The sequence below is a fragment of the Vogesella oryzagri genome (genome assembly GCF_040148885.1).
Lineage (GTDB): Bacteria > Pseudomonadota > Gammaproteobacteria > Burkholderiales > Chromobacteriaceae > Vogesella > Vogesella oryzagri.
The window spans coordinates 1-14,564 of sequence record NZ_JBEFLD010000010.1; the positions used below are offsets into that span (position 1 = coordinate 1).

At 62.7% G+C, this 14,564-nt stretch carries 13 protein-coding genes and 3 tRNA genes; 10 read left to right on the forward strand and 6 right to left on the reverse strand.

Annotated features, from left to right (window positions below):
• Window positions 1-159: 159 nt before the first annotated feature.
• Together ABNW52_RS16875 and ABNW52_RS16880 are read right to left on the reverse strand one after the other, a co-directional pair.
• Window positions 160-1,041 carry an NUDIX hydrolase gene (locus tag ABNW52_RS16875; protein ID WP_349590359.1) on the reverse strand — a complete coding sequence of 294 codons (882 nt, stop codon included), beginning with the start codon at window positions 1,039-1,041 and terminating at the stop codon, window positions 160-162.
• A gap of 359 nt (window positions 1,042-1,400) precedes the next feature.
• Window positions 1,401-1,477, reverse strand: a tRNA-Arg gene (locus ABNW52_RS16880).
• 152 nt (window positions 1,478-1,629) lie between these two features.
• On the opposite strand from ABNW52_RS16880, the gene ABNW52_RS16885 reads away from it, so the two are divergent.
• Window positions 1,630-2,367, forward strand: coding sequence for a c-type cytochrome (locus ABNW52_RS16885; RefSeq protein WP_349590362.1), 738 nt, complete (start codon window positions 1,630-1,632; stop codon window positions 2,365-2,367).
• A gap of 93 nt (window positions 2,368-2,460) precedes the next feature.
• On the opposite strand, the gene ABNW52_RS16890 is transcribed toward ABNW52_RS16885, so the two are convergent.
• The gene (locus tag ABNW52_RS16890) at window positions 2,461-4,482 is read right to left on the reverse strand and encodes a UvrD-helicase domain-containing protein (RefSeq protein WP_349590364.1); all 2,022 of its coding nucleotides are present in this window, start codon (window positions 4,480-4,482) and stop codon (window positions 2,461-2,463) included.
• A 420-nt stretch (window positions 4,483-4,902) separates the two neighbouring features.
• Here ABNW52_RS16890 and ABNW52_RS16895 point away from each other — a divergent pair, with 420 nt between their 5' ends.
• On the forward strand, window positions 4,903-5,724 hold the full coding sequence (locus tag ABNW52_RS16895) for a symmetrical bis(5'-nucleosyl)-tetraphosphatase (protein WP_349590367.1): 822 nt from the start codon (window positions 4,903-4,905) through the stop codon (window positions 5,722-5,724).
• Window positions 5,725-5,813: 89 nt separating this feature from the next.
• On the opposite strand, the gene ABNW52_RS16900 is transcribed toward ABNW52_RS16895, so the two are convergent.
• From ABNW52_RS16900 to mutM, 3 genes are all read right to left on the reverse strand, one after another.
• A complete protein-coding gene (locus ABNW52_RS16900) occupies window positions 5,814-7,139 on the reverse strand; it encodes a dicarboxylate/amino acid:cation symporter (RefSeq protein WP_349590369.1) in 1,326 nt (441 codons plus the stop codon).
• 157 nt (window positions 7,140-7,296) lie between these two features.
• Window positions 7,297-8,064, reverse strand: a complete 768-nt coding sequence (locus ABNW52_RS16905; RefSeq protein WP_349590371.1) for a lysophospholipid acyltransferase family protein — start codon at window positions 8,062-8,064, stop codon at window positions 7,297-7,299.
• Between the two features lie 58 nt (window positions 8,065-8,122).
• Window positions 8,123-8,938 (reverse strand): bifunctional DNA-formamidopyrimidine glycosylase/DNA-(apurinic or apyrimidinic site) lyase, encoded by an 816-nt coding sequence (gene mutM, locus ABNW52_RS16910; protein ID WP_349590373.1) that lies wholly within the window; start codon window positions 8,936-8,938, stop codon window positions 8,123-8,125.
• A gap of 71 nt (window positions 8,939-9,009) precedes the next feature.
• Here mutM and ABNW52_RS16915 point away from each other — a divergent pair, with 71 nt between their 5' ends.
• The 8 genes from ABNW52_RS16915 to pth all read left to right on the forward strand — a co-directional run bounded on the left by ABNW52_RS16915 (window position 9,010) and on the right by pth (window position 14,468).
• A complete protein-coding gene (locus tag ABNW52_RS16915; RefSeq protein ID WP_349590376.1) occupies window positions 9,010-10,770 on the forward strand; it encodes a tetratricopeptide repeat protein in 1,761 nt (586 codons plus the stop codon).
• On the forward strand, window positions 10,767-11,348 hold the full coding sequence (lolB, locus tag ABNW52_RS16920; protein ID WP_349590379.1) for a lipoprotein insertase outer membrane protein LolB: 582 nt from the start codon (window positions 10,767-10,769) through the stop codon (window positions 11,346-11,348). The genes ABNW52_RS16915 and lolB overlap by 4 nt, the downstream gene beginning before the upstream one ends.
• Window positions 11,345-12,199 carry a 4-(cytidine 5'-diphospho)-2-C-methyl-D-erythritol kinase gene (gene ispE / locus ABNW52_RS16925; RefSeq protein WP_349590382.1) on the forward strand — a complete coding sequence of 285 codons (855 nt, stop codon included), beginning with the start codon at window positions 11,345-11,347 and terminating at the stop codon, window positions 12,197-12,199. The genes lolB and ispE overlap by 4 nt, the downstream gene beginning before the upstream one ends.
• A gap of 7 nt (window positions 12,200-12,206) precedes the next feature.
• Window positions 12,207-12,283: transfer RNA gene (locus ABNW52_RS16930), tRNA-Gln, on the forward strand.
• Window positions 12,284-12,308: 25 nt separating this feature from the next.
• Window positions 12,309-12,385: transfer RNA gene (locus tag ABNW52_RS16935), tRNA-Gln, on the forward strand.
• An 85-nt stretch (window positions 12,386-12,470) separates the two neighbouring features.
• On the forward strand, window positions 12,471-13,454 hold the full coding sequence (locus ABNW52_RS16940) for a ribose-phosphate pyrophosphokinase (protein ID WP_349590384.1): 984 nt from the start codon (window positions 12,471-12,473) through the stop codon (window positions 13,452-13,454).
• A gap of 61 nt (window positions 13,455-13,515) precedes the next feature.
• Window positions 13,516-13,803: a 50S ribosomal protein L25 gene (gene rplY / locus ABNW52_RS16945; RefSeq protein ID WP_349590386.1), complete on the forward strand. Its 288-nt coding sequence runs from the start codon at window positions 13,516-13,518 to the stop codon at window positions 13,801-13,803.
• Between the two features lie 86 nt (window positions 13,804-13,889).
• Window positions 13,890-14,468, forward strand: a complete 579-nt coding sequence (pth, locus tag ABNW52_RS16950) for an aminoacyl-tRNA hydrolase (protein ID WP_349590388.1) — start codon at window positions 13,890-13,892, stop codon at window positions 14,466-14,468.
• Window positions 14,469-14,564: the final 96 nt, after the last annotated feature.

Below are 14,564 nucleotides of genomic sequence, written 5' to 3' on the forward strand. Positions count from 1 at the left end.
CACCGAACCAACCATAAAGCCCGCATTCGCGGGCTTTGTTGTTTGTGGCGCCGGTCGGGCCTGTACTGATGCGGCCGACTCTGTCGCCTCTGCCACCGCCATGTAAAAAGCCCGCAGTTGCGGGCTTGGCTGCTTCTGTTGTCGGGCGGTCACGGGGGGTTAACGTATCGCTACGTCGCTGCCGACGGGGCTGCGAACCTGGTTCAGCAGCGTGGCGAGATGATGGTCATCATCACCCCAGTAGCCAAGGCGCGACAGGCAATCGATGGCAACCAGCGCGGCATCGCTCATGAATTGACCGTTGATGATGTGCTGTTCAACTTCCGTGAGGGGCAGCAGGATGTGTGCTTCTACTTCGCCGTCCTGATTTTGCGGAATTTCCTGTGGGCTGAGCCACAGATCAAAGACGTGCAGCCATTCGCGATGCAGGCCGCGTAACACGGGGCGTTCAGCCAGTAGCAGGGCTTGCTGTGGCAGCAGTTCGAGCTTGCTGGCAGGGATGCCGGCCTCTTCCCAGCCTTCGCGCTCGAGTGCAATCTGCAAGGTTTCGCCGGCCGCGATCCCGCCACCCATCAGGTTGTCTAGCCGATTTGGCGCCACGTCCTTGAATGGACTACGGCGGCCAATCCACATATGAATCTCACCGTTGGGCAATTGGCACAGGCCGTTCAGATGGACTGCACGGCTGGTAAGCCCCAAGGGGCGGAAAGCGGCGCGCTCCATTTCAAAGCAGGGGGTGCCGTCTTGCAGGTACGCCATGAACTTTTCATCGCGCCAGCCGTTCAGCCAGCCGCTATCGCGCCAGGTCAGCGCGGCGGTGTGCAGTTGTTGGCTGCGGCTGGTAAAGTCTGTGGCGCCGTCTAAACCATGCAACACGCCATGGCGCAGCTCAAACAAGTCTTTGTGTGCGGTGATCAGGCGTTGCAGCCACTGTTGGTTGACGCACCCAATGGACTCACCGGCAATAACGAGTGGTACATAACCACTGTTATCGTAATGAATGATCTGCTCGAGAGCACTGGCGACCGTTCGCGCTTGCATGGTTTTTCCGCGGGCATTTGACGAAGGCGACATCTTACGGATAAACGCTATGTCAGTGCAGGGGCTTTGTTTTATTTGCCGCGCTTTTTTGCTCAGACGCTTTTTACTGTTGCGATAGTTGTCAGTAGCCGATTCAGGACGGAATGAAAAGATTGGCGTGGCAATCTACCGTTGAGGGATTTGGTTGTGGCGGTGGTCGCGGCTATTCAAGTCGGCAATGCCAGTGGGCGTTGTGCTGCCGTCAATGAATTAAAGCGATATATCGGCGTACTGGTGAAGGTACGAGGAGCGGGCGCAGGAGTATGGCTGTGATCAGTAAAACAAAACGCCTTGTGCAATGGCAGCAAGGCGTGGGAGGGTGGCGTACCCGACTGGAATCGAACCAGCGACCTTCAGCTTCGGAGGCTGACACTCTATCCAACTGAGCTACGGGTACAAGCCGAGGCGCGAATATAGCGTAAGCGCATCACTGCGTCCAGTATCCATTGCGTTTGCGCAAACTTGTGGCTGGCGTGTTTTGCTTAGCCTACTCGCTTTAACGTATAATTCCCCTAATTGAAAAGTCATTATTCATCAGGTGAGGCTGGAATGAGCAACGAAACCAAAGCCCCGGGTCAGATAGTCGGCATTCTGCTGGGTGTTGTCGTGTTGGTAGTGGTGGCGATCTATCTGCTGGCCAAATTGGCTACCAGCGGCTTCGACGTCAATGCAGAAGTGATGACCAAAGAGGCTGTTGCCGCTCGCCTGAAACCGGCTGGCGAATCCGTCGCCAGCGATGCACCTCCCGGGATGAAAACCGGCGAACAGGTGTACAAAGCCATTTGTATTACCTGTCACGGCGCCGGTCTGGCCGGCTCGCCGAAGTTCGCTGATGCCGGTGCCTGGGGCGCGCGCGTAGCCAAGGGTTGGGATGTACTGACCCAGCATGCGCTGCAAGGCTTCAACGCCATGCCGGCCAAGGGCGGTGCAGCCGACCTGACCGACGACGAAGTGAAGCGTGCGGTTGCCTATATGGGCAATGCCGGTGGTGGCAAGTTCACCGAGCCGCCGGTAGGTGGTGCCGAGGCCGGTGCCGCGCTGGATCCGGCCGTAGCCGGCAAGAAGGTTTATGAAAGCGTGTGCGTTGCCTGTCATGGCTCCGGTGCTGCCGGTGCGCCGAAGTTTGGCGACAAGGCTGCCTGGGCGCCGCGCCTGCAGCCGGGTCTGGACGAAGTGGTGAAGATCGCCACCAAGGGTCTGAACGCGATGCCGCCGAAAGGTGGGTTCGGTGGCTCTGACGCCGAGTTTCGTGCCGCGGTTGAATACCTGACCAACGCCGCCAAGTAAGCTGCTCTGGCCAAAAGAAACGCCGCGATTATTCGCGGCGTTTTTGTTTGATGGCGGGCACAGGTTGGCCGCAGCGGTGCGGCCAACCTTGGGCTAGGAACCGTCGCCGCCTTTTTGCACCTTGTTGTCCAGCGAGGCCATCAGCCCGGCCAGTCGGCTCTTGCCCTCGTTCTTGCTGACAATCGGCTCGGCGCCTTTCTTGCCGAAGTGGCGTAGATCGTCGCCACTGATTTCGGCAATGAAACGCGATGGCTCCACGAACAGCCACTCGCCGCCGCGGCGGCGTTTCACGCAGTAAGTCAGCGTCAGGCCACGTTGGGCACGGGTGATGCCGACGTACATCAGCCGCCGCTCCTCCTCCACCATGCCGTTGTCGACCGACTCGCTGTGCGGCAGGATGCCTTCCTCACAGCCGACCAGAAACACATGCGGGTACTCCAGCCCCTTGGAGGCGTGCAGCGTGGACATGTGCACCGCGTCCACCTCGCCCTCGTCACGGCCTTCCAGCATGGTGATCAGCGCGATGGTCTGGGTCAGCTCTAGTAGGTTCTTGCTGTCCTGCTCGCCCTTGCGCTGCAGCCAGGCCACCAGTTCGAACACGTTCTTCCACTTGCTCTCTGCCGCCTTGGGGCTGTCCTCGCTATCGTATAGCCAGGCTTCATAGCCGATGGCCTTCAGCATTTCCATGGTCAGTTCGCCCGGCGGCTCGCGTAACGCGCGATAGGCCAGCGCGTTGATGAAGCGGCAGAACTCGGTCAGCGGTGCCAGCTGCGCCTGGTTTACCTGTAGCTGGAAGCCTTCCTCATGCGCGGCGGCGAACAGGCTGCAGTTGCGCTGCCCGGCCCAGGCGCCCAGCTTTTCCAGCGTGCCGGCCCCCACGCCACGCTTGGGCGTAGTCAGCGCACGGATGAACGCCGGGTCATCGTCCGGGTTGGTCAGCAGTCGCAGGTAGGCCAGCACGTCCTTAATTTCCGGCTTGTCGTAGAAGCTCTGCCCGCCGGCCATCTGATAGGGGATGCGCTGGTTGCGCAGCGCCTGTTCGAATACGCGCGACTGGTAATTGCCGCGGTAGAGGATGGCGTAGTCCTTGAACTCGGTGCGGTGCTCGAACTTGTGCGCCAGCAGGCGCTGTACCACCACCTCGGCCTCGTGCTCTTCGTCCTTGCATTGCACCGCATGGATCGGCTCGCCCAGTCCCAGTTCGCTCCATAGCTGCTTCTCGAACAGTTTGGGATTGTTGGCGATCACCGAGTTGGCCGCACGCAGGATGCGCGCGGTGGAGCGGTAGTTTTGCTCCAGTTTGATCACCTTCAGCCGCGGAAAGTCATGCTGCAGCAGGCGCAGGTTTTCCATGTTGGCACCGCGCCAGGCATAGATGGACTGGTCGTCGTCGCCCACCGCGGTGAACATGCCGCGTTCGCCAGTCAGCAGCTTTACCAGCTGATACTGGCAGGTGTTGGTGTCCTGATATTCGTCGATCAGCAGGTAGCGCAGCTTGTGCTGCCACTTCTGCAGCACCTCGGCGTTGCTGGACAGCAGGTTCACTGGCAGGCGGATCAGGTCGTCGAAGTCCAGTGCCTGGTAGGCGGTGAGCGTGGTCTGGTAGGCCACGTAAGTCGTGGCCGCTACCCGGTCGAATTCATTGTCCGCCGCCACCAGCGCGGCATCCGGGCCGATCAGGTCGTTCTTCCACAGCGAGATGCGGCTCTGCACCTTGCGCACTTCGTCCTTGTGGGTGGATTTGAGGATGTCGGCGATGATCTTGGCGGCGTCGTAGCTGTCGAGGATGGAGAACTGCGTCTTGTAGCCCAGGTGTGGCGCCTCCTGGCGCAGAAACTGCATGCCCAGCGAGTGGAAGGTGGACACGGTGATGCCCTTCAGCTCGCGGCTGTCCATCAGCTTGCCGACACGCTCCAGCATCTCGCGCGCCGCCTTGTTGGTAAAGGTGATGGCGGCGATGTTACGGGCGTCGAAATTCGCCTCGCGGATCATGTAGGCGATCTTCTGCGTGATGACCCGTGTTTTACCGGAGCCGGCGCCGGCCAGTACCAGCAGCGGGCCGTCCAGCGACTGGATGGCGGCGCGTTGTTGCGGGTTGAGTAAGGCGAGGGACATGGGCTGTCGTCAATCTTTCATGGTTAGCGCGCATTGTAGTGCCAGCCGGCGGGGGAGGCCATGCGCGCGACGGCGGGGCGGGCAATCCAGTATCATTCTTGCGCGGCACGAATCAGGGCCTGTTCATGATCTTTTTACGGCTGCGGCCGGCTTTTGCCGGATGCAGCACTAGGAGAGAGTCCTGCCGCAGTGTCATTCACGGCAAAGGACGATCGACAACATGGTGCGCCGGCAGAAGGCGGCCTCGAAGGGCTGGCCCGGCAAACGGCCATCTGCGGCGTTGGCCGGCTTGGCCTTAGAATGACTAAGGCCGGCACCGTCCGTCTTGCATCTGGCCATTTGGCGGGCCAGCGCAGTCGCCAAAAGATCATGAACAGGCTCTTGGCCAAGGTTGGCCGCAGCGACTGACAGGAAAACAAAATGGCCACCTATGCTATTGGTGATTTGCAGGGCTGCTTTACGCCCTTCATGGCGCTGTTGCGCCAGATAGAATTCAATCCCGGCCGCGATACGCTGTGGCTGACCGGCGATCTGGTCAACCGCGGCCCGGAATCGCTGCAGACCCTGCGCTGGGTGTTCGAGCACCAGGACTGCGTACAAACCGTGCTGGGCAACCACGACCTGCACCTGCTGGCGGTAGCCGAGGGCTATGGCAAGGTGCATGCCGACGACACCATTCAGGCGGTGCTGGATGCCGGCGACGCCAAGGTGCTGCTGGAGTGGCTGCGCTGCCAGCCGCTGATGATCTACGAGCAGGGCTTTGCCATGGTGCATGCCGGCCTGCTGCCGGAGTGGAGCGTGAAGAAAGCGCTGCGCCTCGCCGAAGAGGTGGAGGACGAGCTGGCCGGCAAGCAGCACCGCAGCTTCTTCTCCAGGCTGTACGGCAACAAGCCGCTGCGCTGGCAGGACGACCTAAAGGGCATGGACCGGCTGCGCATGATCGTCAACGTGATGACGCGCATGCGCTTCATCACCCGTGATGGCGAGCTGGATCTGGCCTACAAGGGCGAGCTGGACGGCGCACCGGCGCACCTGATCCCGTGGTTCGAGGCCGACAATCGCCGCAGCGTGGATACCCCCATCGTCTGCGGCCACTGGTCGGCGCTGGGCCTGATGCTGACCGAAGATGTGCTGGCGATCGACAGCGGTTGCCTGTGGGGCGGTAGTCTCACCGCGGTGCGGCTGGAAGACCGCGCGGTGTTTTCCTTGCCGTGCCAGGCCTACCGCGAAGTCAGCAAGTAAACGTTGGCCGCAGCGTGCGACCAACCTTGCGGTCGATGCAAAAGCCCCGCTGCATGAGCGGGGCTTTTTGCTGGGCGGCAGCGAAAGGCTTAGCTGAGTTCTTCTGCCACTTCGCGTGCCAGGTGCGGCGCCTGGGTCGGCACGATGCCGGCGATCGGCGTCGGGTTGGCCAGCTCGCGCTGCATTTGCGCGGCATCCAGCGATTTTTCCCACTTGGCGACTACCACGGTGGCCACCGCGTTGCCAATCAGGTTGGTGATGGCGCGTGCTTCGGACATGAAGCGGTCGATGCCGAGGATCAGTGCCAGGCCGGCGACCGGGATGTCCGGCACCACTGCCAGGGTAGCGGCCAGGGTCACGAAGCCGGAGCCGGTGACGCCGGCGGCGCCCTTGGAGGTCAGCAGCAGTACGCCGATGATGGTCAGCTCCTGGGTCAGCGTCAGGTCGATGTTGCAGGCCTGGGCGATGAAGATGGCGGCCATGGTCAGGTAGATCGAAGTGCCGTCTAGGTTGAAGGAGTAGCCGGTGGGCACCACCAGGCCAACCACCGGCTTGGCGCAGCCCAGCTGTTCCAGCTTGGTCATCAGGCGCGGCAGCGCGGACTCGGACGACGAGGTGCCCAGCACGATCAGCAGTTCTTCTTTGATGTACTTGATCAGCTTCCACACGCTGAAGCCGTTGGCACGGGCGATGCTGCCCAGCACCAGGCCGACGAACAGCACGCAGGTCAGGTAGAAGCTGCCCATCAGTGCGGCCAACTGCGCCAGGCTGGCCACGCCGTACTTGCCGATGGTGAAGGCCATGGCACCGAAGGCGCCGATCGGGGCCAGTTTCATGATGAAGCCGATCACCGCGAACAGCACGTGCGACACTTTTTCAAAGAAGCCCAGCACCGGCTTGCCGGATGCGCCCATCAGCGACAGGCCGGCGCCGAACAGCACCGAGAACAGCAGCACCTGCAGGATCTCGCCGTCGGCAAAGGCGCCGATCACACTGTTGGGAATGATGTGCATGATGAAGTCCACCGTGCTCTGGTCGGCGGCTTTCTCGGTGAACTTGGCGATGGCGCCGGTATCCAGCGTGGCCGGGTCGACATTCATGCCGGCGCCCGGCTTCAGCACATTCACCACGACCAGGCCGATCACCAGCGCCAGCGTGGTCACCACCTCAAAGTACAGCAACGCCTTGCCGCCGACGCGGCCAACCTTCTTCATGTCTTCCATGCCGGCAATGCCGACCACGATGGTGCAGAAAATGATCGGCGCAATCATCATCTTCACCAGCTTGATGAAGCCATCGCCCAGCGGTTTGAGCTTGGCGCCGAATTCCGGCATGAAATGGCCGACGGTGATGCCGAGGATGATGGCCACGACGACCTGGAAATACAGGCTGTGGTGAAGTTTTTTGGCTGACATAGCGCTCTCCGTGTAGTTGGCAGTGTGGCTGCCTTGTCTTGCTCGCTTGGCACGATCATGCGCGGCGAGCGGAGGGCGCAAAATTGGGAATTTCCCGATTGGGGAAAGCCGCATTGCGGAAAACCCGCATGCGGCGCGCTGGGGCGAGGTTGCCGGCTCAGGCGTCGGCGGGCAGCGCCAGCGCGGTGGCGATGGCGCGGCGCGAGCCGTCGGACAGCGCGAAGCGGCTGGCCTCCGCCGCCGGCAGCGGCGCGGTATAGCTCAGCTCCACCACCATGGCGCGGGTGGACAGGATCGCCCACAGGCTCTGGCCGAAGCTGGTATCGCCGGCATAGGCCGCCGTCGCGCAGTAGTGGCCGCCGGGCGACACGTAGCGGATTGCCACCGGCTGCACGGTGGCGCCGGCCAGGCGTGCCGCTTCGAACAGCGACGGCTTGAACGGCAGCAGGCCGGTGCCGTCCGAGGTGGTGGCCTCCGGGAACACCGCCATGCAGTCGCCGGCATGCAGCGCGCTGGCCAGCTGCTGGTTGACGCGGCTGGCGTCGCGGCGGTTGCTGCGGTCGATGAACAGGGTGCCGGCGCTCTTGATCAGGAAGCCGGCCACCGGCCAGTCGCGCAGCTCTTTCTTGGCCACGAAGCGCGATACCGTCACGCTGTTGAGCGCAAAAATATCCAGCCACGAGACGTGGTTGGCCACCACCAGCGTGTGCGGCGGATAGGTGGCCGCCGGCGCCGCGCCCTGCACTTTGACCTTGATGGCCAGGATGTGCAGCAGCTGCTGCGACCAGCGCTGGGTGATGACGGCTTTTTCCGGCTGCGACAGCCGGGGATACAGCCGGGCAATGGTGAGTACGCCGCGGCACAGGTGCAGCACGAGGCGGAGCAGGCGAAGCAGGCGGATGGGCAGGGAAGTGGTCTGGTGCACAGTAAGGACGGTTCGTGGACGGTTAATGGCAGTGTAACGTGCTTGGGTGGCAGCCGTTTTACAGCGGCTGGCAGTGCGGGCAGAAGCAGGTGCTGCGCTGCCCCTGGCGGATCTCCATGATCAGCGCGCCGCAATCGTGGCAGGGCAGCTCGCGGCGGCCGTACACCTTGTAGCTTTGCTGGAAGTAACCCGGCTTGCCCTTGGCGTCCATGAAATCGCGCAGTGTGCTGCCGCCGGCGTCGATGGCGCGCGCCAGCACCGCCTTGATCTCTGCTGCCAACCTGTCGCACTCCTCGCGGCTCAGCGAGTTGGCCGCGCGCGCCGGGTGGATGCCGGCATAGAACAGCGATTCGTTGGCGTAGATATTGCCCACCCCCACTACCACGTGGTTGTCCATGATCAGCAGCTTGATAGCGCTACCTTTGCGGCGGCTGGCGGCAAACAGTACGCCGCCGTCGAAGGCGTCGGCCAGCGGCTCCGGCCCCAGGCTGGCCAGCAGCGGGTGTGCCAGTGCCGGACCCTGCTGCCACAGCATGGCACCAAAACGGCGCGGATCGCGATAGCGCAGAACCGTTTGCCCCAGCACGATGTCTACATGGTCATGTTTTTCCGGCGGCGTACCCGGCGCCACGAAGCGCAGGCTGCCGGACATGCCCAGGTGCACGATCAGTGTGCCGTGTTCGAAATCCAGCAGCAGGTATTTGGCGCGGCGGCTGACGCTGCGCACGCGACGACCGGCAAGGTTGGCCGCCAGTTCCGGCGGAATCGGCCAGCGCAGCCGGGCCTCGCGTACGATGACTTGCAGTACGGTGGCACCTTCCAGCTGCGGGGCGACGCCGCGGCGCGTGGTTTCGACTTCTGGCAGTTCGGGCATGGCGGGTGTAGGCATGATTAACGTTAATGGCGTGGTATTCTACCCGCCTGTGATGAATACAGGTTCTGTGCATGAACGCTCTGCTCCGTCTGTTTGCCGTGCTCACGCCGCTGGCGCTGTCCGCCTGCGCCAGCCTGCATCCGTCCGCCGCGGCGGCCACTACGCCCGCAACGCAGGCGGCGGCTGCCGATGCCGACGATGACGCGGCGGTGCCGCGCGACGAGGACAACCCGGCCATTCCACATCAGCAACTGCGAGCGGAATGGTTTTATGGCCTGCTGGCCGGCGAGCTGGCAGCCCAGCGCGGTGGCGCCGCGCAGTCGGCCGAGACCTATCTGGCGCTGGCCCGCGACACGCGCGACCCGCGCATTGCCCGCCGTGCCGCCGAATTCGCGCTGTACGCTGGCCAGTTGCAAAGCGCCAGTGCCGCGCTGAGCCTGTGGTTGGAACTGGACCCGGAGGCCGAAGCGGCACGGGAGCAGCTGATCATCGCGCTGCTGCGCGCCGGCAAGCTGGTGGAGAGCCGCCCGCTGATCGACGACATGCTCAGCCGGCAACCACAACGGGCGGCCGCCATCTTCGTGCAGCTGGCACGATTGGCGGCGCGTCAGAGCGACAAGCAGGGCGCTGAGCAGCTGATCAGCGAGTTGGCCGCACGCTATCCGGACTTGCCGGAGGCGCGCTTCGCCCTGGTCGCGGTGGCAGCGGAAGCCGGTGATCAGGCGACCGTGAATGCCGAATTTGCCCGCCTGGCGCGCATTGCGCCGCAATGGGACTTGCCGGTGCTGTGGCAGGTGGACCGCCTGCGCCGCCAGTCGGCCGGTGATGCCATCAGCTTCCTCAAGCAGGAGCTGGCGCGGCGGCCGCAATCCAGTATCGATCTGAACACCAGTTATATCCGCCTGCTGGCGGGCGAGAAGCGCTTTGCCGAGGCCGAGGCGCATGCCCGCAGCCTGCAGGGGCGCTTTGCCGGCAATGCCGAATTACTGCACCTGCATGGCTTGCTGGCCTACCAGACCGGCAATTTCGCTCTGGCACGCAAGCAGCTGGAGGCCGCGCTGGCTGCGGGCTTCAATGATCCGAACACCCTGCGTTACACCCTGGGGCAGCTGGCCGATGAGCAGAAGCAGCCGGCGCTGGCGCGGCGCTGGTACCAGCAGGTGGATGGCGGTGACAATCTGCTGCCGGCACGGGTGCGGGCGGCGCAGATGCTGGTGGGGGAGGGTAAGTGGCAACAGGCCATCGACAGCCTGAACGAGCTGGCAGCCGATGCGGACAACTGGCTGCGCGTCACTCAGGCGCAATCGATGCTGGCGCGTGAGGCCAAGCAATACGATGTGGCGTTGAAGATTCTGGGCGCGGGCCTGCAGCAGTCGCCGGAGCAGGCGGATCTGTTGTACGAACGTGCGCTGCTGCTGGATCAACTGGGGCGTTCGGCCGAGGCGGAGCAGGATCTGCGCAGCGTGGTGCGGCAGAAGCCGGACGACGTCCAGGGGCTGAATGCGCTGGGTTACGTGATGGCCAACCGCGGCCTGCAGCTCAAGGAAGCGCAGGGCTATATCGAGCAGGCGCTGAAGGCCGAGCCGGACAATGCCATGATCCAGGACAGCCTGGGCTGGGTGCTGTTCAAGCAGGGACGACTGGCCGAGGCGCTGCAGCAATTGCAGGCATCCTACAGCAAGCTGCCGGATGCCGAGGTGGCCGCCCATCTGGGCGAGGTGCTGTGGGCGCTGGGCCGCAAGGATGAGGCGCGCATGGTGTGGGGTGAGGCGGGCAAGCGCGCGCCGGATGATCCGGTGTTGAAGGAAACGCTGGATCGCCTGAAGCCATGACGCTATCCCGCTGGCTGGCGTCGGCGTGCCTGCTATTGCTGGCCGCCTGCGCCACGACTCCCGAAATCGCCCAGCCGATGCCGGCCCCTGCGGCCAACGTTGTCGACAGCCCGTTCAGCGTCAGCGGCCGGCTGGCGGTGAATTATCAGGGCAAGGGCCATGTTGCCAATTTCGACTGGCAGCACACCGCTGGCAGCGATCAGCTCAACGTCAAGACGCCGATCGGCACCACGGTGGCCCGCCTGGCCCGCGATGCCGATGGCGTGCGTCTGGTGGCGGACGGCCAGGAGCGGCAGGCGGCCGATGTGGAAAGCCTGACCGAGGCGACGCTGGGTTGGCCGTTGCCGCTGTCCAACCTTGCCTGGTGGGCGCGCGGCCTGGCCGCACCCGGCATCCCCGCCGCGCAAGCCGCCGATGGCCGCCTGCAGCAGCAGGGCTGGCTGATCCGCAATCTGAAAGATGCCGCCACCAGCCAGCCGCGCCGGCTGGAGCTGGAGCGCGACGGCCTGAGCATTCGCCTGGTGTTCTCCGCGTGGCGTGCCACTGATGCTTCATCCCCGCTATCGACTCAACCATGAATCTGCATTTCCAACGTTTTCCCGCACCGGCCAAGCTCAATCTGACGCTGCTGATTACCGGCAAGCGCACCGATGGTTACCACCTGCTGGACAGTGACTTCCGTTTTATCGATTTTGGCGACGATATCGACATCGCCGTGCGCGACGATGGCTGCATCGTGCTGGAAACGCCGACGCCGGGAGTCGAGCCAGAGTCGGATCTGACCGTGCGCGCCGCACGCCTGCTGCAGCAGGCCAGTGGCAGCCGGCTGGGCGCCAGTCTGCGCGTGACCAAGCGCATCCCGATGGGCGGTGGGCTGGGTGGCGGCTCGTCCGATGCCGCCACCGTGCTACTGGCACTTAACAAGTTGTGGGGCTGTGGCCTGTCGCGTCAGCAGCTGATGACGCTTGGCGTGCAGCTGGGGGCCGATGTGCCGGTATTCATTTTTGGGCGCAATGCGCGTGCGCGCGGCATTGGCGAGCAGCTGGAGGCGATCGATTTGCCTGCGGCGTGGTATGTGGTATGCAAGCCACCGGTGTCGGTGCCGACTGGGCCTGTTTTCCAGCTGTTCTCGCAAAAGCTGTTGACAGGAGAGGTTCGATTCTCCATAATGCGAAGCCTGTTCGATGCGACGCAAAAACAAAACGATTTGCAGTCGGTCGTAACAGCAATGTATCCAGCGGTAAATGAAGCACTGAATCGGCTAAATGAGTACGGTTCGCCGTTGATGACAGGTTCGGGAGCATGCGTGTTTCTGGAGCTGGAAAGTGAAGATCAAGCAAAATCAGTATTCCAGTCCTTGTCGAAAGATATGGTCGGATTTGTTGCCAAGGGGTTAGCGACTCATCCACTGTACGACGGGGAAGCGTAAAGGATACTGGGGAGTCGCCAAGTTGGTTAAGGCACCGGATTTTGATTCCGGCATTCGAAGGTTCGAATCCTTCCTCCTCAGCCAAATCTCTGCATGACTGAAAGAATACTGGGGAGTCGCCAAGTTGGTTAAGGCACCGGATTTTGATTCCGGCATTCGAAGGTTCGAATCCTTCCTCCTCAGCCAAACTTCCAGCAGTGAAGTAAGAAAAAAAGCGTGTAAGTTTCCCTTACACGCTTTTTCTTTATCTCCCGATCCAAGGCATAGAGTTATGGCGGCATACGACAGTTTGATGGTCTTCACCGGTACCGCAAATCCGGAACTTGCACAGAACGTGGTCAAGCACCTCGACATCTCCCTCGGCCGTGCCGATGTGGGCAAGTTCAGCGATGGTGAAGTGGCAGTGGAACTGCTGGAGAACGTGCGCGGTCGCGACGTGTTCATCCTGCAGCCGACCTGTGCTCCGACCAACGATAACCTGATGGAAATCTTGACCATGGCCGACGCGCTCAAGCGCGCCTCTGCCGGTCGTATTACCGCAGCGATTCCGTACTTCGGCTACGCCCGTCAGGATCGCCGTCCGCGCTCTGCGCGCGTGCCGATCACCGCCAAACTGGTGGCCAACATGCTGACCAGCGCCGGCATCGACCGCGTACTGACCGTTGACCTGCATGCCGACCAGATCCAGGGCTTCTTCGACATGCCGGTGGACAACGTGTACGCCACCCCGGTACTGCTGAAAGATATCCGTTCGCAGCGCATTGACGACCTGATCGTGGTGAGCCCGGACGTGGGCGGCGTGGTACGCGCTCGTGCCGTGGCCAAGGCGCTGAACACCGACCTCGCCATCATCGACAAGCGTCGCCCCAAGGCCAACGTGGCCGAGGTGATGAACATCATCGGTGACATCGAAGGCCGCACCTGTCTGATCATCGATGACATGATCGACACCGCCAATACCCTGTGCAAGGCGGCTTCCGCGCTGAAAGAGCGTGGTGCCCAGCGCGTACTGGCCTATGCATCGCACGCCGTGTTCTCCGGCCAAGCCGTAGACCGCATCAATAATTCGGACATCGATCAGGTTGTGATCACCGATACCATCCCACTGGTAGCCGCTGCCAAGCAGAGCAGCCGCATCCGCGTGGTATCGATCGCCGGGCTCATCGCCGAGACCCTGCGTCGCATCAACAACGAAGAATCGGTGTCCTACCTCTTCAATGAAGAGCTGGTTTCGGCAGGCGCTGTCCTGCCGTAAACGTCGGCCCCGCTGGTCGCGGCGGGGCGGGCGACTTTCAATGAAACTGGAGTAATACTCAATGGCAATCGAACTGATCGCTGCCAAGCGCGAACTGGAAGGTACTGGTGCGAGCCGCCGCCTGCGTCGCGCTGGCCAAACCCCGGCTGTTGTTTACGGTGCAGGTAAAGAAGCCGTATCCATCACCCTGGACCACAACACCATCTACCACGCTCTGAAGAACGAAGCTTTCCACAAGGAAACCATCGAACTGGTGATCGACGGTCAGAAGGAACTGGTAAAAGTTGCCGACTTCCAACTGCACCCGTTCAAGCAGCTGGTTCTGCATCTGGACTTCGCTCGCGCGTAATGCATGCGTGCCGCTCTGTCTGACAGAGTGGTGACAGGCCCGCTGACCGGTTATCTGGCAGCGGGCTTTTCATTGGAACGACACCCATGGCGATCCGTCTGGTAGTCGGGCTGGGCAACCCCGGCCCGGAATACGAAAAAACCCGGCACAATGCCGGCTTCTGGCTGGTGGACGAGCTGGCCTGGCAGCACAAGGCCGGGCTGCGTGCCGAAAGCAAATTCTTTGGCGAGGCGGCGCGTGCCGCCGTGCCCTCCGGCGAGCTGTGGCTGCTAAAGCCGATGACCTACATGAACCTGTCCGGTCAGGCGGTGGCAGCGCTGGCGCGCTTCTACAAGATCGCGCCGGAAGAAATCCTGGTGGTGCACGACGAGCTGGACCTGCCGCCGGGTGCGGCGCGCCTGAAGCAGGGTGGCGGTCACGGTGGTCATAACGGCCTGAAAGACATCATCGCCCGCCTGGGCAGCCCCGCGTTCTGGCGGCTGCGGCTGGGCATCGGTCACCCGGGCGACCGCAATGAAGTGGCCAACTTCGTGCTGAAGAAAGCCCGTGCCGAAGAGCAGCAGGCGATCGACGATGCCCTGACCAGGTCGCTGCAGGTGATGCCGGAAGTGCTGGCCGGCAATATGGCGGCGGCGATGAAGACGCTGCACACCGCAGCCAAGTAATGTGTTGCGGCCAACCTTGGCCGCAACATTGCGCAAAATACAGGCAGCCGAAGTGTTAAAATCGCTGCCTTTGTTGCCCCGCCTCGCTGGCGGGCC